At 47.4% G+C, this 23,498-nt stretch carries 20 protein-coding genes; 12 read left to right on the top strand and 8 right to left on the bottom strand.

Annotation, left to right across the window (positions count from 1 at the left end; all coding sequences use genetic code 11):
• The first annotated feature begins 82 nt into the window (after positions 1-82).
• The 4 genes from MIC7113_RS19565 to MIC7113_RS19550 all read left to right on the top strand — a co-directional run bounded on the left by MIC7113_RS19565 (position 83) and on the right by MIC7113_RS19550 (position 2,755).
• The gene (locus MIC7113_RS19565; protein WP_015183906.1) at positions 83-286 is read left to right on the top strand and encodes a hypothetical protein; all 204 of its coding nucleotides are present in this window, start codon (positions 83-85) and stop codon (positions 284-286) included.
• Positions 287-434: 148 nt separating this feature from the next.
• Positions 435-1,202, top strand: a complete 768-nt coding sequence (locus MIC7113_RS19560; protein WP_015183905.1) for a ChaB family protein — start codon at positions 435-437, stop codon at positions 1,200-1,202.
• Between the two features lie 81 nt (positions 1,203-1,283).
• The gene (gene rd, locus MIC7113_RS19555) at positions 1,284-1,448 is read left to right on the top strand and encodes a rubredoxin (RefSeq protein WP_015183904.1); all 165 of its coding nucleotides are present in this window, start codon (positions 1,284-1,286) and stop codon (positions 1,446-1,448) included.
• Between the two features lie 14 nt (positions 1,449-1,462).
• A complete protein-coding gene (locus MIC7113_RS19550) occupies positions 1,463-2,755 on the top strand; it encodes a BaiN/RdsA family NAD(P)/FAD-dependent oxidoreductase (RefSeq protein WP_015183903.1) in 1,293 nt (430 codons plus the stop codon).
• Here MIC7113_RS19550 and MIC7113_RS19545 read toward each other — a convergent pair.
• Complete coding sequence (locus MIC7113_RS19545) at positions 2,752-3,201, bottom strand: hypothetical protein (protein WP_041781040.1); 450 nt, start codon at positions 3,199-3,201, stop codon at positions 2,752-2,754. The genes MIC7113_RS19550 and MIC7113_RS19545 overlap by 4 nt on opposite strands.
• Before the next feature lie 283 nt (positions 3,202-3,484).
• On the opposite strand from MIC7113_RS19545, the gene MIC7113_RS19540 reads away from it, so the two are divergent.
• The 5 genes from MIC7113_RS19540 (at position 3,485) to MIC7113_RS19520 (ending at position 9,341) form a co-directional block, all read left to right on the top strand.
• Positions 3,485-3,694 (top strand): helix-turn-helix transcriptional regulator, encoded by a 210-nt coding sequence (locus MIC7113_RS19540; protein WP_226883467.1) that lies wholly within the window; start codon positions 3,485-3,487, stop codon positions 3,692-3,694.
• Between the two features lie 109 nt (positions 3,695-3,803).
• Positions 3,804-4,199: an endonuclease domain-containing protein gene (locus MIC7113_RS19535; RefSeq protein WP_041781039.1), complete on the top strand. Its 396-nt coding sequence runs from the start codon at positions 3,804-3,806 to the stop codon at positions 4,197-4,199.
• Between the two features lie 283 nt (positions 4,200-4,482).
• Positions 4,483-7,470, top strand: a complete 2,988-nt coding sequence (locus MIC7113_RS19530; protein ID WP_015183899.1) for a CHAT domain-containing protein — start codon at positions 4,483-4,485, stop codon at positions 7,468-7,470.
• Between the two features lie 214 nt (positions 7,471-7,684).
• Positions 7,685-8,734: a UDP-3-O-(3-hydroxymyristoyl)glucosamine N-acyltransferase gene (gene lpxD, locus MIC7113_RS19525; protein WP_015183898.1), complete on the top strand. Its 1,050-nt coding sequence runs from the start codon at positions 7,685-7,687 to the stop codon at positions 8,732-8,734.
• Between the two features lie 331 nt (positions 8,735-9,065).
• Entirely contained in the window at positions 9,066-9,341 is a 276-nt protein-coding gene (locus tag MIC7113_RS19520) for a hypothetical protein (protein ID WP_015183897.1), read from the top strand.
• A gap of 85 nt (positions 9,342-9,426) precedes the next feature.
• On the opposite strand, the gene MIC7113_RS19515 is transcribed toward MIC7113_RS19520, so the two are convergent.
• Both MIC7113_RS19515 and MIC7113_RS19510 read right to left on the bottom strand, forming a co-directional pair.
• Positions 9,427-10,689 carry an RNA-guided endonuclease InsQ/TnpB family protein gene (locus MIC7113_RS19515; RefSeq protein WP_015183896.1) on the bottom strand — a complete coding sequence of 421 codons (1,263 nt, stop codon included), beginning with the start codon at positions 10,687-10,689 and terminating at the stop codon, positions 9,427-9,429.
• Positions 10,690-10,877: 188 nt separating this feature from the next.
• Positions 10,878-11,183, bottom strand: coding sequence for a hypothetical protein (locus MIC7113_RS19510; RefSeq protein ID WP_015183895.1), 306 nt, complete (start codon positions 11,181-11,183; stop codon positions 10,878-10,880).
• A 259-nt stretch (positions 11,184-11,442) separates the two neighbouring features.
• On the opposite strand from MIC7113_RS19510, the gene MIC7113_RS19505 reads away from it, so the two are divergent.
• Complete coding sequence (locus tag MIC7113_RS19505; RefSeq protein WP_015183894.1) at positions 11,443-12,345, top strand: alpha/beta hydrolase; 903 nt, start codon at positions 11,443-11,445, stop codon at positions 12,343-12,345.
• A 36-nt stretch (positions 12,346-12,381) separates the two neighbouring features.
• On the opposite strand, the gene MIC7113_RS33600 is transcribed toward MIC7113_RS19505, so the two are convergent.
• Positions 12,382-15,603: an efflux RND transporter permease subunit gene (locus MIC7113_RS33600; RefSeq protein ID WP_015183893.1), complete on the bottom strand. Its 3,222-nt coding sequence runs from the start codon at positions 15,601-15,603 to the stop codon at positions 12,382-12,384.
• Between the two features lie 56 nt (positions 15,604-15,659).
• On the bottom strand, positions 15,660-17,231 hold the full coding sequence (locus MIC7113_RS19495) for an efflux RND transporter periplasmic adaptor subunit (protein ID WP_015183892.1): 1,572 nt from the start codon (positions 17,229-17,231) through the stop codon (positions 15,660-15,662).
• Positions 17,232-17,894: 663 nt separating this feature from the next.
• Between MIC7113_RS19495 and MIC7113_RS36655 the strand changes: the two genes are divergently transcribed.
• The gene (locus tag MIC7113_RS36655) at positions 17,895-18,041 is read left to right on the top strand and encodes a hypothetical protein (RefSeq protein WP_155898052.1); all 147 of its coding nucleotides are present in this window, start codon (positions 17,895-17,897) and stop codon (positions 18,039-18,041) included.
• A gap of 181 nt (positions 18,042-18,222) precedes the next feature.
• Here the strand turns inward: MIC7113_RS36655 and tsaB are convergent, their stop codons facing one another.
• Both tsaB and MIC7113_RS19485 read right to left on the bottom strand, forming a co-directional pair.
• A complete protein-coding gene (gene tsaB / locus MIC7113_RS19490) occupies positions 18,223-18,900 on the bottom strand; it encodes a tRNA (adenosine(37)-N6)-threonylcarbamoyltransferase complex dimerization subunit type 1 TsaB (protein ID WP_015183890.1) in 678 nt (225 codons plus the stop codon).
• Positions 18,900-21,020 (bottom strand): protein kinase domain-containing protein, encoded by a 2,121-nt coding sequence (locus tag MIC7113_RS19485; protein ID WP_015183889.1) that lies wholly within the window; start codon positions 21,018-21,020, stop codon positions 18,900-18,902. The genes tsaB and MIC7113_RS19485 overlap by 1 nt, the downstream gene beginning before the upstream one ends.
• Before the next feature lie 264 nt (positions 21,021-21,284).
• On the opposite strand from MIC7113_RS19485, the gene MIC7113_RS36650 reads away from it, so the two are divergent.
• Complete coding sequence (locus MIC7113_RS36650) at positions 21,285-21,458, top strand: hypothetical protein (RefSeq protein ID WP_015183888.1); 174 nt, start codon at positions 21,285-21,287, stop codon at positions 21,456-21,458.
• Between the two features lie 16 nt (positions 21,459-21,474).
• Here MIC7113_RS36650 and MIC7113_RS19480 read toward each other — a convergent pair whose 3' ends face one another.
• Positions 21,475-23,358, bottom strand: a complete 1,884-nt coding sequence (locus MIC7113_RS19480) for a WD40 repeat domain-containing serine/threonine-protein kinase (RefSeq protein WP_015183887.1) — start codon at positions 23,356-23,358, stop codon at positions 21,475-21,477.
• Positions 23,359-23,498: the final 140 nt, after the last annotated feature.

Genomic DNA, 23,498 nt, shown 5'->3' with positions numbered 1-23,498 from the left:
AGAATAGGATGAGTGTATAAATTCTTGCACTCAGCTAGATTTCGATCCCATCCCAAATCTAACCTCTAAAATCTAAATTCCTATGAGTCAATCTCCCCCTTCAGAAACTCTAATCTTGTCTTACGTTTTTGCTGGTACTCTGGCCGTTACTATTCTTGTTTATGTCCTGAGAGGCTTTGCTGTTCCTGGTTTCACGGCTTTACCGGGTCTTGTGATTTGGATCTTAATTTTGCTGTCAATTGCCACAGGATTGGCTTACGGTGTTCAGAAAACTCGCCGTTATTAAGCTTACCTGTAACATTACATACAGGATTTATCAACTATCTTTAAATATTGCTAAATAATCAATCTTAAGGGCGATTTTGTGCTATGCAGCCGTTCAGTAGCCTTCTAGAGGCATCAAAAATTAGAAAATATGCCTACGGAGGGTAAAAATGGTTGACGAATATAGAGCAGAACGCACGATTTCAGCCGTATTTAAGGAACAAGAGCAACTTGATCAAGTGGTACGGCGTTTAATGGATCGGGGCGTGCCTCAAGACCACATTTCGGTTATGGGCAAAAATTTTCAGTCCAAAACCCGAATTGCTGGCTTTATCACTAAACGGGATGTCGTCTTTGGGGGGCTGCGATCCGGTGCCGTTTTTGGTTCCTTATTTGGCTCCTTTTTGGCTCTACTAACGGGTGTTGGAGTCTTGTTTATTCCCTTTGTTGGCCCTGTAGTAGCAGCAGGTCCCTTGGGTGCGCTACTGTTGGGTGCGGCAAGTGGTGCGATCGCAGGAAGTGCGGGTGCAGGTTTAGTGTCTGCCCTTGTCGCTTGGGGAATGCCGGAAGAGAAGGCAACCATTTACCAAACTCGCGTAGAAGCAGGTGAGTTTCTGGTGATGGCAGAAGTTCCTGCCAATAAAAGTGGAGAATTTCAATTGTTATTAGAAAGTGCAGGTGGAGAAGAAGTGCATACCACTGAGATGACCCTACCTCGCGCCTGTCCTGGTCGGTGTAATGAGGCTAGGGACTTGTCTCCCGAAGTGCGATCGCATCTCTCCGAACAGGCTCAAACAACCTTCATGGAACGTTACAATACCGTCTTCGATGAGACAGAAGACCCGATGAAGGCAGAACAGGCAGCTTGGGAAACCGTTCACCAACAGTATGAGGAAGATGAAAATGGTGTCTGGTCGAAGCAAAAAGCAACGGTTTAGCTAAACCTAAATAAAATATTTAGCCTCCGGAAGCTGCTTTCCGGAGGTTTATACTATCCTCGTCGGTTAGAGGAGTGAACAATGAAGAAATATCTCTGTACTGTTTGCGGCTACGTCTACGACCCGGCAGAAGGCGACCCGGATAGTGATATCGCACCGGGAACCGCTTTTGAAGATATTCCTGAAGATTGGGTCTGTCCAGTGTGCGGTGCGACGAAAGAAGACTTTGAAGAGTATAACGAATAGAAGATGTTCGTTTCTTGGGTAATTTATTCGCTTTGCAATCTTTAAGAATTATAGTCATCGGGGGTGGTGCGGCGGGTTTTTTCGGTGCAGTCACCTGTGCGTCTGCCCATCCCCACGCCCAAGTTACTTTATTAGAAGGTGGGCGTCAGCCTTTATCTAAGGTTCGGATTTCCGGTGGGGGACGCTGCAATGTTACCCATGCCTGCTTTGAACCTGCGCTTTTGGTGCAAAATTACCCCAGAGGCAGCAAAGCGTTGCGGGGGGCTTTTACGCGATTTCACGCCAAGGATACCGTGGCGTGGTTTGAGTCTCAGGGTGTGAAGCTGAAAACCGAGTCCGATGGACGGATGTTTCCCGTCACAGATAATTCAGAAACGATTGTGAATGGTTTGATGAATGCCGCTGAGGATGCTGGAGTCAGGTTTCGCATGGGTACAGCGGTGAAGTCGATTGAACCACAACATTCTCGACTCTCAGGTGAAATCGAGGATAGCAACCCTACCCCATGGGCGTTTGAGGTTGAATTAAAAACGGGTGAGATTTTAAGGTGCGATCGCATCCTCCTTGCCACTGGCAGCAATCCCCAAGGTTACGCCATAGCTCAAGCCTTAGGTCATACCGTTGTATCCCCTGTTCCTTCTCTATTTACCTTTAATATTCCTGACCCTCGCTTGCGGGATTTAGCAGGGATAAGTGTGAATAATGCTCATTTACGATTACCGGAAGCGGGTAAAACCTTAAAAGAGCAAACAGGGCCATTGTTAATTACTCATTGGGGGTTAAGTGGCCCTGCGGTTCTCAAGCTTTCGGCTTGGGGTGCTCGATTTTTACACGAGCATCATTACCAAACCCCCTTACTCGTGAATTGGCTTCCCCAATACAACGAGGAAAGTCTGCGTCAAATGTTATTGGCAGTTAAGTCTCAGTTGCCGCGACGCCAAGTTACCACCAGTTGTCCTGTCCCTATCCCTAAGCGGTTGTGGGAGAGTTTAGTGGCTAGTGTGGGTATTGGTGCAGAAGAACGTTGGGCGGAAGTCTCGAAAAAAGCGCTCAACCAGTTGATTCAAGAACTGATTCAGGGACAATACTCGATTAAAGGGAAGGGGATTTTTAAAGAGGAGTTTGTCACCTGTGGCGGGGTTAGTTTGAAAGAAGTGGACTTTAAGACGATGGAAAGTCGTTTAGTTCCGGGTCTTTATTTTGCGGGAGAAATTTTGGATATTGATGGCGTCACGGGTGGCTTTAACTTTCAGAGTGCTTGGACGACAGGATGGTTAGCAGGTCAAGCAATGGGAAATCGAGTTTAAGTTGACACCGATGGTTCATCGGTCGGTGGGTCAAAAATAACTGTAAATTCGGCAGCAGGCATAAATCGGCTGAGATATCGCTTGTGGTCGTCTGCATCTTGTCGGTTGACAAATCGGGCGACGACATATCGTCTGGCATCGGGTAGGAGCCGCACGATCGCCCAAGGACGAGAATAATCTACCGCATCTTGGGTTCTGATTGCGGCTAATATACGCTGAATTAGCGTCCAAAGTTCTTGGCGTTCGGGACTGGTATTATTAGGGACTAAAGTCCAATCCGAAACGGGTTCTGGTAACCAGGTTAAGGCGTATTCGTCCTGACCCTCTGTGCAGAGTTTCCAGGAGAGGGTACGGTGTTGTTTGGTGATGCGATATCCATGTTGGCGAAGGACAGAGCAAATTTTTTCGCCTTGTTGGTGGAGTTGGAGCCATTTTGAATGTTTCATAGGAGTTTGGGTAAGTGAGGATAGGAGATTGAGCGATCGCACCAAAGACGCGATCACTTTTTCAGCGTTCACAGAAATTACAAAAAACATATCGACACCACACCGCAGCCATGCAGACTGGGTTGCAAAGCAAGATGAGTGGCTATGACATATCTTCAGAAAGGGGAAACCACAGCACTAACCACCGCCACCGTTTCCCCTGTGTTTTTTGGTCGTCAATGTGAAAGGGTTTCACATCGCTGATAAGATGGTAAACAATCAAGATTCAAATTTCAACCCCAACGTGCCAACTTTGAAGCAAGTTCGCGATCGCCTGGGGATGACTCAGGAGCAGTTCGCCCAAGCTGTAGGCATATCAAGGAGAACAGTGATCGATTACGAAAGTGGTAAACATCAACGGCTTCAGCTTTCTTTGACGCAGGTGAGGAAGTTAGTTGAACTAATGGAACAGGCAGGGCTTCCGATCAAGGAGTTGCCTGATGATATTGAGTGATGCGAATTATATTCTCCCCCCTTTTGAGATCCCCCTCCCATCCCCCTTAAAAAGGGGGAAGCCAGATGTTGCTTGCGCTTTTTGTTGTCCGGGGGTTGGGGGGGATCGTATGCCGAATAAAAAAGATTTAATTGTGACTGACTTTCACCTTCCCTACAACCCAAAACTTGTAGAGAAAGCAAAGGAACTACGTAAGAACATGACAGCAGCCGAGAGAAAACTCTGGTACGGCTACCTAAAAGATTTCCCATTTCGAGTTTTAAGGCAAAAGCCTATTGATAACTTTATTGTTGACTTTTACTGCGCTCATTTGAAGTTAGTGATAGAAGTTGATGGAGAGAGTCACTTTACGAGTGAGGGCAAAGATTATGACAGGGAAAGAACGCAAGTTTTAGAAGGCTATGGGTTGAAAGTAGTCAGATTTAGGAATGATGAAGTGTTGAAGGAGTGGGAGGGGGTGTGTCAGTGTATTGCGGAGATGATCCCCCCCAGCCCCCCTTTTTAAGGGGGGAGAATTAAGATTCAAGCCAGAGCTTAAGTAAAGAGCGATCCCCTATTCCTGTGAAACGCAAATTCCTCATGTATTAAGCCCCCCTTTTTAAGCCGGAGCTTTAGTGATAGCGAAGCGAGACGAAGTCTGGAGATTGGGGGGATCTCCCCGGAGATAATCACGTTCCTCCAGCCAGCCAAACAAATCGCAAAACCTATTGCATAATTTCTCCCCTCATGAGAGATATACATGCATTGAGTCAGCAATCTGCTTTCCTAGCTCAAGAGAGGACTTGCCAATGGACTACCGTCTCAAATCTCTCAGCCTTGCCACTGCTAGTCTACTGCTGTCGCTGACATCTCCCCTGTTACCCCGTTCTTCTCACCTATCTCTTACAGCACAGGCGCAAACGATTCAAGACCGCAAAGATGAAGCGGGCTGGTTAAAGCGAGAGGGTGACAAGCAAGTTGATGATAGTCAGTTTCAAGCAGCTTTAGAAGAATATCAACAAGCCTTAGCAAATTACAGAAAAGCTGGTAAACAGGATTATGTTGCAATTACTCTTAACAATATAGGGACGGTTTACTGGAATTTAGGTCACTATTCTCAATCTCTGGAGTATTACCAGAAAGCATTTGAGGCGGCTAGTGAAGACAAATTCATTCAAGTAATCACACTCAATAACATAGGTATTGTCTATAAAAGTCAGGGTCAGTATCCTCAAGCGTTAGAATTATATAATAAAGCATTAGCCCTTAATGAAAAAAATATTGAGGAGATAAACAGCAATTCCTCAAATAGTTTTTTAGTCTATTGCATGAAAATTTTAGAAGGAATTATTCACAATAATATTGGAGAAGTTTGTCGTAATTTAGGTCAATACTCTCAGGCAATAGAACGCTATCAGAAAGCTCTGGAAGCACTTCAAACTCCATATACAGATTCTGGTTTTCAGTTCGCGAGTCCTAGTGATGCTACAGAAGCTTTGATGATTTCTGAATCTACTAACACTCTGTTTAATGTATTCAATCTTACTGAAGATATAGGAGATGTATTTGAGTGGCTACGGAGAAGCGTAGGAGCAACCCTTCATAACCTAGGTGTTACTTATAATGAACTGGGACAATATTCTCAAGCATTAGAGTTTTACCAACGCGCCCTAGCTATCCGTAGACAAACTGGCGATAAGCTAGGTGAAGGGGCAACCCTTAACAATATTGGGTTAGTTTATTATAAGCAAGGTCAGGCTTCTCAAGCACTGGAGTTATATCAGCAAGCTTTAGCAGTTCGCCGAGTGGCGGGAGACCTTACAGGCATTGGCACAACCCTCAATAATATCGGATTAATTTACGACCAACTGGGTAAACCATCTCAAGGATTAAAACCCCTCCAGCAAGCATTGAGAATTTTTAGGGACTTGGGCGACCGAGCTGGCGAGGGCAATACTCTTGATAGCCTGGGAACAGTATATGCAAGTCTAGGTCGGTATCCCCAAGCGTTAGAGTTTTATCAGCAGGCGCTAGCAATCGAGAGAGAAGTTGGTAATCGTGCTATTGAACAAATCACGCTTAGCAATCTCGGTTCCTTATTTGAGAAACAGAACCAGCCAGAATTAGCGGTCGTCTTCTACAAGCAATCTGTCAATGTCATAGAGGAGATTCGCAAAGATTTACGAGTACTGCCAAAAGAGCAACAGCAATCATTCACCGAAACTGTTGCTGACACCTACCGCAGTCTAGCCGATCTCCTCCTCAAACAAGACCGAATCCTCGAAGCACAACGAGTCCTCGACTTGCTCAAAGTCCAAGAACTCGACGATTACCTAAACAACGTGCGCGGCAATAACAATACTGCTCAAGGATTGCCGAATCTCCTACCCGAACAACAGACATGGGAGAGTTATCAGGCAATTCTCAACAAAGCTGTTGAAATTGGCAAAGAACTCACCCAACTGCGACAGCTTAAAAAACAAAATGGCACTCTTACCCCTACTCAAGAACAGCGTATCGCCCAACTGCTGAAAGCCCAAGAAACGATTAGAGAAGAATTTAACAACTTCACCAGAAGTCCAGAAGTAATAGCATTGGTGACACAAAAAAGTCCCGAAACCCTTTCTCAGGATTTGCTGCTGCAAATGGGAAACTTCAACGCCTTACAAGATAACCTCAAGAATCTGCAACAAAATGCCGTCCTCCTCTACCCCTTAATTCTGGACGATCGCATCGAACTCATCCTCACCACCCCCGATTCTCCCCCCATTCGGCGCACTGTCCAAGTTCCCAAGAAACAACTCAACCAGACAATTGCCGCCTTTCGCAGCGCATTACTCGATCGCACATCCGATGCCAAGCCCCCCGCACAACAACTCTACAACTGGCTGATTAAACCCCTAGAAGCAGAACTCAAAGCCGCAGACGCCCAAACGATTATCTACGCACCCGACGCTCAACTGCGTTACATCCCCTTAGCCGCGTTGTACGACGGGCAACAATGGTTAGTGCAACGCTACCGCATCAATAATATTACCGCCGCTTCCCTCACCGATCTCAACACCAAACCCCAACGCAAAATGCAAGTCTTAGCAGGTGCCTTTGCCACCGGACGCTACAGCTTCAAGGTTGGTGAACAATCTTTTGACTTTGCCGGGTTGCCTTTTGCGGGAACTGAGGTGGAGAATTTAGCCAACACCGTTCCTACTACAACCAAACTCATCGATAAAGCCTTCACCCCCGAAGTCACCGTTCCCAAAATGGACGACTACACTGTCGTGCATCTCGCTACTCATGCCGCCTTTGTCGTGGGGACACCGGACGATTCCTTTATTCTGTTTGGTAATGGAGAACGCATCACCCTGCGAGACATCCAAAAGTGGAGCCTCAAAAACGTTGATTTAGTCGTGCTTTCTGCCTGTGAAACTGGATTAGGTGGAAAACTGGGGAACGGGGAAGAGATTCTCGGCTTAGGCTACCAGATGCAGAGGGCAGGGGCAAGAGCGGCGATCGCATCCTTATGGACAGTAGATGATGGCGGTACCCAAGCTTTGATGGATGCCTTCTATGCCGCGTTGGAATCGAAGGAAGTTGGGCAAGATAGCCAACCCACAAAAGCTGAAGCCTTGCGCCAAGCACAAATTGCCCTGATTACGGGCGATTATAGGGCATTAGGTCAACAGCGAGGACTGGGAGTACAGCAACGAATTCAGAGTAGTTTATCGCCAAGGGTCGCCTCGAATCTGAGTCATCCTTATTATTGGGCACCGTTTATTTTAATTGGCAATGGCTTGTAAGTGGAACGCTTTTCCCGGTACAACTGTCGAGTAAACTTACATCTTGCACACCCCCCTAACCCCCCTTATGAAGGGGGGAACAAGAAATGAAGATGGGCTTCTCCCAAAGCATGAGAAAACTTATAGCAAAGCAGGACGTAGTTCGGGGGTAACTAAAATCCCACAAGTCAGATGCAAGATATGAGATAAACCCAAGTTCTATAGAGAAAACCTAATGAAGTTTAGCGAAATTGTTGAAAAACTAAGCGGTGCGGCTCAGTGCAATAGCCTAACAACCCATCCCAACCTTAATCCAGAAATTGCCAGTATTGTACCGATTGAAGACACCTCCCCTGGTACGATGAGTTACATCGAGGGAGCAAAATTTGCCGCTTGGGTGGGGAAAACGGCGGCGAGTGCCTTGGTTTTGCCGTTGAATGAAGCGTTACAGGCACAAGCAACGGAAAGAGGGATTGCTTGGATTGCCGCTTCTGAACCAAGATTGTTATTCGCCCAAGCGATCGCACTTTTTTACCAACCCTTCCACCCCGCACCGGACATTCATCCTACGGCTGTGATTCATCCTTCAGCGGAGATTGGCAAAGATGTTTACATCGGTGCTCATGTTGTGATTCAACCGGGAGTAAAAATTGGTAATGGGGTGTGTATTCATCCCAATGTCGTAATTTATCCAGAGGCGCAAATTGGCGATCGCACAATCTTACACGCGAACTGTACCATCCACGAACGAACTCGCCTGGGTACCGATTGTGTCATCCATAGCGGTGCAGTAATTGGTGCGGAAGGGTTTGGTTTTGTACCTGTCGCTGAAGGCTGGTTCAAAATGCCCCAGTCTGGCTGTACTGTACTGGAAGATGGGGTAGAAGTGGGTTGCAATACCAGCATAGACCGCCCCGCCGTTGGCGAAACGCGAGTCGGTCGGAATACGAAGATTGACAACTTGGTACAAATTGGTCATGGTTGCCAAATTGGCGCAAACTGTGCATTAGCAGGGCAATCCGGGATGGCGGGTGGCGTTAAAGTGGGCAATCGCGTGATTCTCGCCGGTCAATCCGGAATTGCCAATCAAGCGAAAATTGGAGATGGTGCGATCGCCAGTGCCAAAGCCGGTATCCATAATGATGTCGAACCTGGAGCGATCGTCAGTGGCATTCCCGCCCTACCTCACAAACACTTTCTCAAAGTTGCCGCTGTCTATAGCCGTCTGCCGGAACTTTATCAAACCATAAAGCAGCTACAGCGACGCTTAGAGGAGAAGAAATAAAAATTCACTCATCCCAGGTGTTGCACCTGGGATTTTTTTAAGTTGAGAGTTTGGAGCGCAACTTCCTATAAGTAGTCACCGATGCATCTCTACGTATATAGTAATGGCTTCCTTAATACCTAATCTGATGGCGCTTCATCACAGGGCGATCGCATCCAGCGCTACTTTTTCTTAATTACCCAGTCAGACCAAAATACTATCTTTACGGATTACTGCTGCTTGGCGCAGAAAGTAGAAGCATTCTTGAAATGGAACTCAATCGTCAGAGAGATGTTCTTTTTTCCTGAGCAGCGAAAGATCCTACTGGGTAGCGTCGCATAGTGAAAAAGCAATGACCCAAACTCTAGAAACTTACCAAACTCCAATCCTGGAAACAACTCATCAGAGTTTTATCACAACGCCAATTTATCCTGACTGTAACAATATAACAGAAAAATTAAGAACAGTCATTGCCAAATTAGAACGGCAGGACATTGGCTGGCTAGACATTCTGACCGCGATGGCGAATATTGCGGCTGAACAAGAGAATGATGATCATATCGCTGAGAGACTGGAAGCAACAGCGCTTTCGTTAAAGCGAAATCGGAAAATCAGGCGTGATTTGTGACATTCTCCCCCGCCTGAAATGCAAGCGGAATCTAGCATCCCTTGAGTATGGGGTTCGGAAATCGTGACACTCCCGACGCTGACGGCTAGGCATTCCAGCGCGGGCTTCCTTGAATCGCTCCAAGAAGTTCCTGCTTCAACGGGTGGTAAATAGGCATTGTTGCCCCCGTCCCGTCCCCTCCACAGGCAATTTCCTCTACCGTTTGTCCAACGGCAGTAAGACCACGTTTAACTATCACTTGAGAACTGGCAATATCTCTAGATTTAGTTGAGCCACACTCAGGACAATGATGAATCCTTACACTCAGGTCTTTTTTAACAGATGCTCCACAATCAGGGCATTCTTGAGATGTACCATTGGCATCAACTTTGCCGTAATAAACATCCCGTTTCCAACAGACCCAAGGTAAAACTTGATTCACAAATTGCCCTAGGGCAGCATCCAAGCCGTGTTTTCCCAGCATACCTTTAGCCATGATGCGGAAGTCCAAATCTTCCACAAATATCATGCCAGCTCGGTCACACAACTTATGAGCTAGTTTTAGGTGAAAGTCACGTCTACAATTGGCAATTTGTTCGTGAACTCTACCTATCTTCTGATTGAGTTTGCGACGATTCTTCGACCCTTTCTTCTGATTCTTTAGCCTGCGTTGGAGCAATTCCAGCTTCCTGTGCAGTCTGTTGAAAAAGCGGGGACGTGAAACTTGTTCGCCATCCGAAGTAGATAGGAAGTACTCCAGTCCTACATCTATCCCAATTGCTTGCCCGTGGGGCACAACATCAGGAATCTGCACGTCAAGCTGCAATGTTAACATGGCATACCAGCCAGATGCCTTACGGACGATTCGAGTTGTTTTCAGTTTGAAGCCATCTGGTATCGGTCGATGCAGATTGATAGTGACTAGTCCAATCTTGGGCAGTTTAATCTGGTTCCCTTGAATGGCGTCGTTGCTCATTTGAGGGAACAAGAATGATTTGAACTGCCCAAACTTCTTAAAACGCGGAAAACCGTATCCTCTGTGTTTCATGAATGCAAAAGCAGAGTCAAGTGTGCCAATGACATCTTGAAGTGTTTGAGAGTATACGGCTTTCATCTGTGGACTGGACTTCTTCGCCTCAGTTAACGCCTTTTTCTGTTTGTAGTAGTCAGGATATGGCGCATCTGCGGCGATGATGTACTCGGACTGGACAGAGCAGACATTAACATCGCATTTCCTGGACTTTATCCAATCTTTGCGTTCCCTTACCGCATAGTTATAGACGCGCCGACAAGTTTCCAGCCATTCGAGCATCTGGACTTGTTGTTCGGCGTTTGGGTAAATACGATAGCGGTAAGTTAATGTCAGCATGAACTTATCCTATTATATTTAGGGAAATTGTCGGTATTCCCTAAGTCTTTAGGGGTTGGCGTAAGTATGGAGCCAACCCGCAATAACCATCCCAGGGCCGCCTTGCTGACGGCGTGGGGCTTCCGGCGTTAAGCTAACCTTGTTCATCAACACCGTATGATTCCGTACCCCACGAGGGTTATGTGTACTTAAACTGAGGCTGTTTCGGGTTTGGGTTCTTTAGGCTTGCGCTCAAAAACTTGGATATTGGGCTGATCCAACACAAATCCCCCTTGCAGTGGTTCACCCATCCGGCCTGCAATTGCCGCCACCCACATGGGATAGTTTTCTTGTGCCTGCTCAAGTTTTTTAAAGACCTTCGGTTTGATTTTCACCCTAACGAGTTGACCGTCGCAGTCGAGATCAAATTCCTTCCATCCGTTCTCGACAGTACGAATATCGGTTGGCATTTCGTTGATTTTAATGGTGAGTTCTAACTTTCCTGATGTAGGCATAACATCTATCTCCTGCTTTTCCTTCCTTATATATCAGTTGTATGAGCCTATCAAACTATCATGTTGCTTTCTCTACTCACAAGCGGAAGAAATTTCTAGATGTCAGTATGTAGGGTGTGAATCAACAAAAGGCTGAAGTATGATATGACGTTACCCCACCTCTAGAGTGCTTCAAGCACAACACTCGCTTTCCTACAACTGCGCCCTTCTGTTTGCCGTATCCAGTGTGAAGCATAAGGCTTGACAAATATTTTGAGTTATGAATTTGATTGATTTTTCCCTATCACTCGTGGTAAGGCTCCTCTACATTGGGGTTGGAGTGTTAGCGATCGCCTATTTAAGCGCTTGCCTCTACCTCTTACTCCGGCAACAGTACTTCATTTTTAAACCTCCAACTGTTATCCGCACGACACCCGCCGCCTTTAACTTGGAGTATCAGGAGGTCTGGTTATCGGTTTCAACGGCTTCAGGTCAGATCAGCCCCATTCACGGCTGGTGGGTTCCTGCCACTACCCCAGACGCACCCGTATGGCTGTTTCTCCATGGCAATGGTTCCACCATTGGCGATGAAGTGAAGCGAGCATTTTGGTTTCATCAGCTAGGATTTTCCTGCCTACTGATCGATTATCGGGGATATGGTCATAGCCAAGGGAAATTTCCCACAGAGTCGAGTGTTTATGCAGATGTAGAAGCCGCCTGGAAATACTTAACTCAAACTCGACAGATTCCACCCGCACAAATTTTTGTATACGGTCATTCTTTAGGGGGGGCACTGGCAATCGAATTGGCTCTAAAACACCCAGAAATGGGTGGATTAGCTGTAGAAGGTTCATTCACAACCATGCGGTCAATGGTCGATCATCTCTATCGTCAGTTTGGGATATTTCCGGTAGATTGGCTATTGCACCAAAAGTTTGATTCTTTGAAAAAGGTTCGATCTCTCTCCATGCCAGTTCTGTTTATTCACGGAACTGACGATACACTGATTCCGGCACAGATGAGCCAACGCCTATTTGAAGCCGCCTCTGAACCGAAAAAACTGCTGTTGGTACCAGAGGCAGGACATCACAATGTGGGGGAATTAGGGGGTGAGTCTTATTTCCAGGCGATTCAATGGGTGGTTGAAGTTAGAACCTGTATCAGTTCCTCACTCGGTGGTTGATTCAGGTTTAGGGGGTAAGGATTTGGTTGTGATCCACTAATCCTGACGAGTCACATTTGCATCCGTATCCCCTCCACTTGCCCCCGCCATGGCTACCTGAGGCTTATCCTCACCACCCAATAGCCGCATAATCCCACGCACGAGGTTATCCACATACGTAAACAGGACTGGCACCACCACCAGCGTTAGCAAGGTGGACGTTGTAAAACCCCCAATCACGGAAATTGCCATCGGACTGCGAACCTCTGAACCTGCCCCCAATTCCATAGCAATCGGGATCATGCCAGCAATGGTGGAAAAAGAAGTCATGAGAATGGGGCGTAAACGAGTAACACCCGCCTCAGTCACAGCTTTAAACTGCGGTTTCCCTTCCTTCATCGCCGCCAACGCAAAGTCCACCAACAGAATTGCGTTTTTCGTCACCAATCCCATCAGCAGGACAATCCCAATTAGGGCAAATAACCCCAACTCCTTCTGCATAATCAACAAGCCCAGCAAAGCCCCACCGATGGACAAGGGTAACGCCACCAAAATCCCAAAAGGATAGAGAAAATTGTTGTAAAGCAAGACAAGAATGGCATAAATTGACAGGACTGCCAACCCTAATGCTCCCGCAAAACGGCTGAAAATATCCCGCATAATCTTGGCATCCCCAAAGGGTTCTTCAGAAACATCCGGAGGCAGGGGATTTAGCGCGGGCAATGCCCTCACCTTTTCCATCGCGTCACCCAATGAAACGCCTTGCAAGTTCCCTTCCACCAACACCTGACGCGTGCGGTCAAAGCGGTCAATCTGTGCCGGCCCACTGCCAAAACGAATATCTGCCACTGCACTGAGGGGAACTAGCTTACCATCTTGAGTGGGAACCCGAAGATTTTTGACAGTATCGAGGTCGTTTCGGGCTTTCGGGTCAAGCTGAACGCGAATGGGAATTTGGCGATCGGGTAAATTAAACTTAGCTAGATTCGCCTCATTGTCTCCAATCAATGCCAGAAATGCCGTGCGGGCGATCGCATTAACTGAAACCCCCAAATCGCTTGCCCGATCAGGCTTTGGCTCAATCACCAGTTCCGGTTTCACCAGACTCAAACTCGACGTAACTTCCACCAAACCCGGAATTTGACGCATCTGCCGTTCTAGGGCATCAGCCGTTTTCTTCAATGATTCTGGATTTTCACTCTTAAGAACAATGGATAAATCCTTATTACTTCCCCCTGCACCGGAACTGGCAAAACTAATGCGCGTACCTGGAATCGCCGCAAATTCCTGCCGCATCTGTTGCTCAAATTCCTTTTGGGAAAGTTGCCGCTTGTCTTTGGGCACCAAGTTCACGAAAACCGTTGCTGAATTTACGTTTCCTGCCGTCGCTAAAACATTTTTGACTTCTGGCTTATCCTGCAACAACTGATTTAATTGCCGCATCACGTCCTCGGTTTCACTTAGGGTAGACCCAGGCGGCAACTCAATCGAAATCGTACTTAATCCTATATCCCCGTTATCAAACAACCCTTTGGGAATAAACGGAATTAACTGCAAACTGCCAATAAAGAAAGCAACGGCAATCAGCAGGGTAGTAATACGATGTCTCAGCGCCCACGTCAGCAACCCTCGATACGGTTGGATACGCCGCCTTGGCGACGGGTGAAGTGTTTGGTTGAGCTCCTCTCTGAACGCTTCATTAGACTTTTGCTGACGTAAGGATTTAGCATTAGGCGCTTTGCCATTGTGTTGGAATTGACCATTTTTTCCGTTGCCGTTCAATGATGCCTTGCTCTTCTTGGGTTTGAGCAAGTAAGCACTCATCATCGGTGTCATGGTGCAAGCCACCAGCGTGGAAAACATGGTGGAAACCGCAACCGTAACCCCAAACGGTTGGAAAAACTGACCGGGAATGCCTCCCATAAATGCCACCGGCAAAAACACGGCGACAATGGTTGCCGTTGTTGCTACCACGGCTAAACCAATTTCGCTAGCGGCATCCAACGCCGCATTAAAGGGTTTCTTCCCCATATCCAAGTGCTGATCGATATTTTCAATCATGCAGATGGCATCATCTACCAAGTTACCAATCGCCAGGGCTAAGGCTAAGAGCGTCATGCTGTCAAGGGTATAGCCCAGCATCTTCATCACCATAAAGGTGGGGATAATCGATAAAGGCAGCGCCATTGCCGTAATCAACGTTACCCGCCAGTTGCGGATAAATACTCCCACGACGATCACGGTGAGGATAGAACCGATAATGATCGAGTCGATGGTGGCTTGGTAAGAGTCACGAATGGCATCAGCACGGGTGAACACCAAACTTAATTGGACATCTTGAGGCAGCGTTTTTTGAAGCGTTTTCGCGGCCTCTCGCACACCCTCTTCCACCGTCACCAAGGTACTTCCCGTACTGCGCCGCACCGCAAACGCGACGACCGACTTCCCATCAAAATGAGCTGCTTTCCGGGGATCGGCAAAACGGTCTTCAACTTTACCCAAACTTGATAAAGGAACCGTCGCACCGCCAGGGAGGACAATGCGATAACCTTGTAAGTCCTCAACCGTCTTCGCACTTCCCAGTGTGCGGACGTTTTGCTCACTGCCCCCAACTTCCGCCCGTCCCCCAGGTAAGTTGATATTAAAATTACGAATTTGGTCGTTAACTTGTGTTGCTGTAATCCCGTAGGCTTGTAGACGGCTGGGGTCAAGGTCAACCCTGATTTCCCGGTCTACTCCTCCGAGTCGGTCAATTTGAGCAACCCCTGGTACACTTAACAGGGCACGGCTGATGGTGCGGTCAACCAAGTCGCTCAACTGTTCCACAGAGCGCTGTTCGGATGACACCACATAGGTCATGATCGAACCCCCGGCAAACTCCAATCGCTTGACAATGGGTTCGTTAATATCTGGAGGTAAGTTTTGCCGAATCTGGGCAACGGCGTTGCGGACATCGTTGGTGGCGCGATCGCTATCCGTTCCCAGGACAAAACTAATCGTGGTTTCCGACTTTCCCTCTGTGACAACGGATTTCAGTTCGTCAATATTCCCGATTCCCGCCACCGCGTCTTCAATCTTCTTGGTTACCTGAGATTCCAGTTCTTCTGGGCCTGCCCCTGACTGGGTTACCGTCACCGACACGGCTGGGATATCAATATTGGGGTTATCGTTAATCCCCAATTGGAAAAACGACATTAGACCCACTACTCCCAAAATTAGGAATAAAACAATGGTGGGAACTGGGCTTTTAATTGACCAAGACGAGAGGTTAAGAGACATTTGTTCAAGGGTTGAAGTGCAGAGGAGCGATCAGAGCTATCGGAGCAGGGAACTCCTCACTCCTTGACGACCTCAACTTTGTCGCCCTCTTTGAGATAAGGGGCACCTTTAACCACGATGCGATCGCTTGGGGATAAACCGCTTTTAATTTCCACTCGCTCACCGGGCATTGGTTCTCCCACCTGCACCCGCTGTGCCTTAACGGTGCCATCCCCTTGTAAGCGATACACGATCGCGCTGCCATCGGCTTGGGGTAGTATGGCTTTGGCGGGTGCCGTTAGACCGGATGCAGAGGAGGTAACAATCGCTGCCCGTAAAAACATCCCAGGTTTTAAAGAGTCCGCCTCCGGTAAATCCACTTTGACGGTTGCCTGACGAGACTGTTCATCAACAAGGGGGTCAATTTCTCGCACTTTCCCTTCAAAGCTCAGCTTGCTGTCCTTGTCTGAGGTGATCTTGACACTTTGTCCAGGGCGAATTTGCGGCAGTTGAGTTTCCGGAACTTTCAATAACAGTTCCAAGCGCCCTTTGTCGATAATCTTGAACAGAGGTTGAGAGGATGAGGTAACATCACCCACACGGGCATTGCGTTCAGCCACCTTACCACTAGCAGGAGCCACGATCTTAGTATTTCCCAGTTGTGCCGCGATTGCTTGCTGTTGTCCCTTGGCTTGAGCCAGTTGGGCTTCGGCTTGAGTAATCACCTCTTGACGGGAACCTGCACGTAGTTGCTGAAGCTGCTGTTCAGCTTCTCTCACAGAAGCGGCTAACTGGTCAATTTCTGGGTTATTCGTATTTCGGGCTTGCTGTAGGCGTTGTTGGGCTTCCGATAAATTGGCCTGAGCACTGCGATACTCACTGAGTGTCTCATTAAAGCGATCGCGGGTAACAGCCCCTTGGTCTACCAACGATTGATAGCTCTTGTAACGATTTTCCGCTAGTGTTAACCGCGCTTGCGCTGATTCCACTTGGGCTTGAGTTTGCTCGATCTGTCTGGGGATACTGGCTTTTGCCTGATTTAGACGGGCTTGGGCTTGGTCTAAGCGGGCTTGTGCCTGAGCAATTTCTTCTTTTCGTGTCCCCGTCCGCAGTTCTGCTAAACGGGCTTCAGCTTGGGCTACGGAGGCTTTGGCTTGCGTCAATTGTGCCTGGAGAATGGCATCATCCAACCGTGCCATCACCTGTCCCACCTTCACCACATCGTTCCGGTCTACTAGGATTTGCTTAATCTGTAATCCCGTCGCTTGGGACGACACGGGAATCATCTCCAAGGCAGCGACGCTACCGGTGGCTTCTAAGGTACGATTCACCTGGGAGGCTTCCACCGTGGCAACGGTAACACTTTGAGCCGAGACGGGTGCAGCAGAGGGGGTCGCTTCAGGGGACTTGGCAGGAGCTTTCGTGGGTTGAGAACTCAATAAGCGTGTACCTCCCACTGCCAGCACAACTCCAATTCCTATACCGATGATCACGCCCCGCCCACCGGATAACCAGGTTCGAGGTGCTTTTTTAATTTCCGGTTCGGCGATGGGTAAGGGCACTAAATCCCGTTCTTCCAGGGCAGACTCAGCGACTGTCGCAGAGCCATTTAACTGAGATGGTTCTTGGTCTGGAACTCGATTGGTCACTGTTGTCCCCCTGTCAATCGGTGAGCAGGATTATATGTAAAGAAAAATTTCTTTTGCTATCCTTATTTTAAGTTATCCTAAAATCCACTTCAGCAACGACTTAAGACCAATCTATTCTCTGGTAAGGCGTTGATGGATTCGGTCTAGAGAGGAAAAACTTGTAAATTTCTTAAGAGCAGATTACTCTTTGTTTTTTTAGTTTAAGAGAAATTAAATTCTCTGTCAGTGACTACTGGCAAAGCACCCTGGTGACAGAACTGGTGTCCTTGCTTTTGGCTGAGTAGAAAACGCAAGTCAAGAGTGCAAAAGCGCTGATTTCTCAAGTCTATTGGAGGTAGAGGCGGGTTTGACTTCAACCGCCCAGGCGGAGGCGGCTGCCTCAATCGTGTAAAACCCGCCCTTATAGCCATTGAGGACTTTGCCGTGAAGGCAGCAGGTCGTCTGCTGTTGTTCACTCAGTAGAGCATGGATGTGTTTGACTAGTTCCAGATTATTGTGAATGTCCCCACCCTTACCTCACCAATTGAGTTCATCCAAGAGGATGATTAGGAATTCACTCAATCGGTTCACCCATTAGTAGGATGTAATGACCCAAAAAATAAATAGAAGAGGTGATTCCAGGAAAAAGTAAGGTTAAAGATAGGCCAAATTATCAGGGAGCAAATGATGGACGTACCGAAATGTCACCGATGTGGAGCCGATTTGGTTCAAATCAAACTAACTGAAGATTCTGAAGTTGGGTGGTACTGTATTGGCTGTGATGCTGACGAGCTTGGCCCAGCAGAAGAAGCACCCACGAACGTAGAGTAAATCGCCGTAACGGACTTCTGGTCGTTGTCTGCTTGAGTCCCATCCTGGCAACAGGATCTCAAGGAAAAAAGCCCCTCTAGGTAAAAACGAGGGGCTTTGACCTGAACTTTGAAGGATTCATCACTACCTGCTTATATCTCTAGAGGACATGGCACTTATGCACAAGGATTTCTCAAAGGCATTAATTTTCTACCGGATGCTGACCATAAAATGGCAATGCTTCTGACCAGTGAGGGCGCTTGTCCTGTTGCCAATCCAAATAAGCCAGTTCTAACAAACTGGAAACCGATGTACCCAAACCCCTATCGGCAGGAATATCAATGAGCTGATAGGACGTTGGCCAATTCTCTAAAGTTTTTTGCCAATCTCCTGGAGTTAGCACTGCATCTGGAAACAGCGGGGTTAGTCCTGAATTGAATGAAGATGGCTGGTAAATCGCGGCGAATAGTTGACCCCGTTGAGCCGGCATTTGTAGAGCGATGGTTCGATTTGAGAGGGTTGGTGAATTTTCCTGAATTCCTAACTCCCGATATTGGTGCCAAGCGACCGCTGCCAATGTCGAAATTGACCAGAGAGGAATATCCAATTGCTGCGCCAAAGTCCGAGCCGTAACCATACCAATCCGAGTGCTAGTAAAACTTCCTGGCCCTTTAGCTACCGCCATAAACGCTAATTCTTCCCAAGTTTGTGGATTGAGAAACTCAGCGAGATATTGATGTAAATGAGTCGATAGATCCCGCCCTAAATTCCAGGTTTGGCAGCGACTTTCATCGGCAAAATTGCTCAATGCCAAACCTAACTGAGCGCTGCTGCTGTGAAGAGCGAAACCATATTTTCTTGGCTCTAGGCTACTGGGCATCAATCACACCGCCAAATCTTAACGGTTTTGTCCCCACTGCCACTCGCTAGGGTTTGCCCATCGGCACTGAAGACAACTGAATTTACACCCTTAGAATGCCTGGAAAGAGTCAGTATGGTTTTTCCTGTTTCGGTATTCCAGAGTTTAATGGTTTTGTCATCACTACCACTGGCGAGAATTTTGCCATCAGGACTAAAGGCAACCGAATTCACCGCTGCAAACCAACCCGAATGACCCGTGAGTGTGTGAAGCAATGCTCCTGTTTCCACCTGCCAGATTTTGATAGTTTTATCACAACTGCCGGAGGCGAGAAGTTGCCCGTCGGGGCTGAAAGCAACAGCACGAATGGTGTTAGAATGCCCGGAAAATGTGCGGATTTCTTCCCCCGTATTGAAGTTCCACAGCTTGACCGTATACAGCTTGGCTTTAAGGTCTCCATCCCCACTGGCGATAATTTGTCCATCTGGGCTGATACTCAGTGCTTCAATGAGGTGGTTTCCACCTAGCGTTCGCATGACTTCCCCAGTGTCTGGGTTCCATATCTTAATCGTTTTGTCATTCCCGGCACTAATGAGCACCTGTCCATCCGGACTGAAAACAAGGCGCTGAATCACGGATGAATGCCCCGACAGGGTACGAATTTCTTCCCCCGTTTCCAAGTCCCATAGCTTGATAATGTCATCACCAGCACTCGCTAAGAGTTCTTCATCGGGTCTGATGGCGATTGACCTCACAAAAAACCCGGCATGTCCAGCGAGGGTGCGAAGTTCTTTGCCAGTACTGAGTTCCCAGACCTTAATAGTGTGGTCTTCACTGCCACTGACAATCCATTTTTCAGCAGGATTGAAGGCAAGGCATGTAACCCCTGCGTACCAATCTAAACCTCCATCGGAATGTCCAGTGAGAGTTTGAACACACTTCCAATTCTGCGATAGAGGTGCGGCGGCTGGCTCGGCTATAGCTAGATGCTTTGGCTCAGGTTCCGTTGCCACTAATGGCTCAGTTTGGGATGGAACTTGTAACTCAGGTTCCGTTGCAACTAATGGCTCAGTTTGGGATGGAACTTGTAACTCAGGTTCCGTTGCAACTAATGGCTCAGGTTGAACTGGGACAGATGGCTGTAGTTGGGGGCTTGATTTTGGCGGTGTTATAGAAATTGTGGCGGCGGCGGATGCACTCTCTAAAAGATTGACCTCATCGAGAACATCCCCTGCATTCTGATAACGTCGCTTTGTAGCATTTTCCAACATCTTATCGAGGATTCGCCCTAACCCCTGAGTGACCGGATTGCTCACATGCTCTCGCCAAACCCAACCGCCTTCACTGACGGAATACAACTCAAAGGGGCTTTTTTGAGTCAGCAGATGGATGCAGGTTACACCTAGACTGTAAATATCACTGGCAAATGTGCCTTTGCCGAGGGCTTGTTCTGGAGCGACAAATCCAGAGGTGCCAATCACGGTTCCTGTGGGGGGCAACAGATTGTCTGTGGCAAATTTAGCGGCTCCAAAATCGACAAGAACCAGTGGATTCGCGATTGTCCCCTCTGCCTCTGTTAGTTCAGATGAGATACTGTTGGCAGGGGTCTGGATGCTTGAGGTGATGCGCCGAATAATATTTTTGGGTTTGATATCTCGGTGAATCACGTTTCTTTCATGGACAAACTGTAAAACGGGCAGTATGTCCTTTAACAATTGTCGAATCTGGAATTCATTGAAGGCTCCATGAGATTCCAGGTCTTGGGCTAAATTTTGCCCATCGATAAAGTCTTGGACTAAATAGTGATACTGATTTTGGGCGAAATGGGCGAGTAATTCTGGAATCTGAGGATGGGTACCTAATTCTTCCAACCGTACAGCTTTTTGTTCAAATAACTGCGCCGCTTCTTCGGCATTCTCAGTCCCCTGTGCTTGGGAGAAAAACTGCTTAACGATGCAGTTTGGTTTGGATGGTTTGCATTCATCCACAGCCAATAACGTTCTGCCAAAGCGGCCTTGACCCATCAGTTCGATGGAACGGTAACGATCGCCTAATAGTAACTTTGTCCCACACTTTAGGCAAAATTTAGCATCACTGGGATTATGAGGCTTCTGGCAATCAGGATTCAGGCAGTAGCTCATACCAAAGAAAAATCGGCTGCTACTTGAATATAGTCTTTCTTGCTCACAATTGCCCTCTGTTATAAAATCTTGGATTTTGAATGCTTTACCCTGGGAAATGTTCTAACATTCCCCTGTGGCAAGTTTAAACCCAATTCGGTTCAGTCGCGTTGAATTTGGCTTTTCCCCTGGGGGAGTGACCGCTAGTTCTATCTTCTGAATGACGTGAGAACAATAAAAGTTTAGGAAAATTTAATTAATTAATCTTGACATTTGAGGTATTACGTGTATTACCAAGGCAAGGACAAGGAAAAGAACAAGTTTTGTCGTCCGGAGATTTGGTCAAATATTGACCCTGCAAAGGTTAAGCAAAGAATTGATCGGATTACGCAACGCCTAGAAAGAGTTCAACGCCAGTTTGAAACTCATGAAGCGAACAATTCTTCGGTTGACCAGTAGAGTCATTTCTCGTGTCTCACAACAACTCAAACTGCCAAATCTTGATCGTTTTGTCCTGCGAACCGCTGGCAATCTTACCACTATTAGAATGGATGGCAACAGCCGTCACTCCGGCTGAATGCTCACATAGAGTATAGAGTTGTTTCCCGCTACTGGGATGCCAGATTTTAACCGTCTTGTCCGCACTGCCACTAATCAGCAGATCGCCTTGAGCATTGATGACAATTGAATTAATAGCTCCTGAATGCCCATCGAGGGTATAGGGCAGCATTTTATTCCTTAAATCCCAAATTTTAATCGTCTGATCGGCACTACCACTGATCAGGAATTGACCGCTTGGGCTAAAGGTGAGGGTATTAACAGTATCGGCATGTCCCTCCAGGGTTTGCTGTACTTCTGGGTTGTCTAAATCCCAAATTTTAATCGTCTGATCCGCACCACCACTGGCTAGGGTTTGTCCATCTGAACTGATAGCAACGCAGTGAACAGCACCGGAATGACCACACAATGTATTCTGTAGTTCTTTCGTTTGCAAGTTCCAGAGTTTGATGGTTCTGTCTGCACTCGCGCTAACCAGTATTTTGGCATCGGGACTGATGGCTAGAGACTTAATCCAACCAGAGTGTGCACAGAACGTATGAATTAGTTCTGCGGTTTCTACATCCCAAATTTTAATCGCGTAATCCCAACTGCCACTAACGAGGATGCGTCCATCTGGCGTCCAGGCGATCGCTTCAATTAAGCTAGAATGCCCGGACAAGGTAGCGCGTGGGATTCTGCGATCTGGGTTCCAGAGTTTGACCGTTCGGTCTGCACTGCTACTAGCCAATATCGTTCCATCCCCACGAAACGCTAACCCATGAATTGAGCTGTGATGTCCCGTGAGTGTGCGTACACAATGCCAGGTGGGAATTAGAGAAATGGGTGCTGTTGGAGATGAACAACTTGTAACTTGAGCTGATTTCACCCAGATTTTTGTCTTTGCATCAGGAGTTAGGTCGTTCAGAATATCTTGTGCAGATGGGTAACGATTCTTAACAGCACCTTCCAGCATTTTGTTCAAAATCTGACAAAGTGAATCACTCACCGGATTGGTTAAGTAATCTTGCCAAACCCAAATTCCTTCTAGGCTATTAAACAGGTCAAAGGGGTGAATGTGAGTGAGTAAATGAATGCAAGTCACCGCCAAACTGTATAAATCACTACTAGTTTCCGCTTTGCCCATGAGTTGTTCAGGTGCGGTGTAGGCAGCAGAACCGATCAGGGTTCCGGTTTTGCGTAGGGCGGTTTTGCTGGTGAATTTGGCGGCACTAAAATCGACGAGAACGAGTTGGCGATCGCTGGGACGACGGATAATATTTTCGGGATTAATATCTCGGTGAATCACGCTGCGGTCGTGAACAAACTGTAATACTGGCAGTAATTCAGTGAGAATTTGCCGTATCTGAGTTTCGCTGAATGCACCCTCGGCTTCGAGTTGTTGAGCTAAGCTTTGCCCTTCGATCCAGGTGTGTACCAGTGTGGGTGTAGAAATGGGAGGAGTGAACATTCCTCCTGTATTTCTTGGCTCTTGTGATTCAAAATAAGCCAAAAGTTGAGGAATCTGAGGATGTCCCCTAAGTTCCATCAGTCGCGTTACTTCTTGACGGAACAATTCAATGGCTTTTGTGGGGTTGTGGGTACCCTGGTTTTGAGGGGAAAGTTGCTTGATGATGCAGCGAGATTGAGAGCTATCATGTTCATCGATGGCGAGAAAGGTGCGACCAATACCCCCTTGACTGACGAGTTGCAAAGCACGGTAGCGATCGCCTAAGAGCAATCTCGCCCCACAGGTTGAGCAAAACTTAGCATTACTGGGGTTCTGGGGTTTCTGACATTTGGGATTGAGGCAATAACTCATAAGAGCAGGGAAACGGCTCCAGTTACATCCATTTTCGACGGCATTCTGGATTGGCGCTACTGTGCGATCCAAAGCGGGTCAGGAGTTGAATAAGCTGTTACGCATTTAATTTGTATACCTTCACACCCCACACCCTACAC

This window comes from Allocoleopsis franciscana PCC 7113 (genome assembly GCF_000317515.1).
Classification (GTDB): Bacteria; Cyanobacteriota; Cyanobacteriia; order Cyanobacteriales; family Coleofasciculaceae; genus Allocoleopsis; species Allocoleopsis franciscana.
Note: the sequence above shows the minus strand (reverse complement) of the source record. Positions and strands in the feature narration are given on the sequence as shown.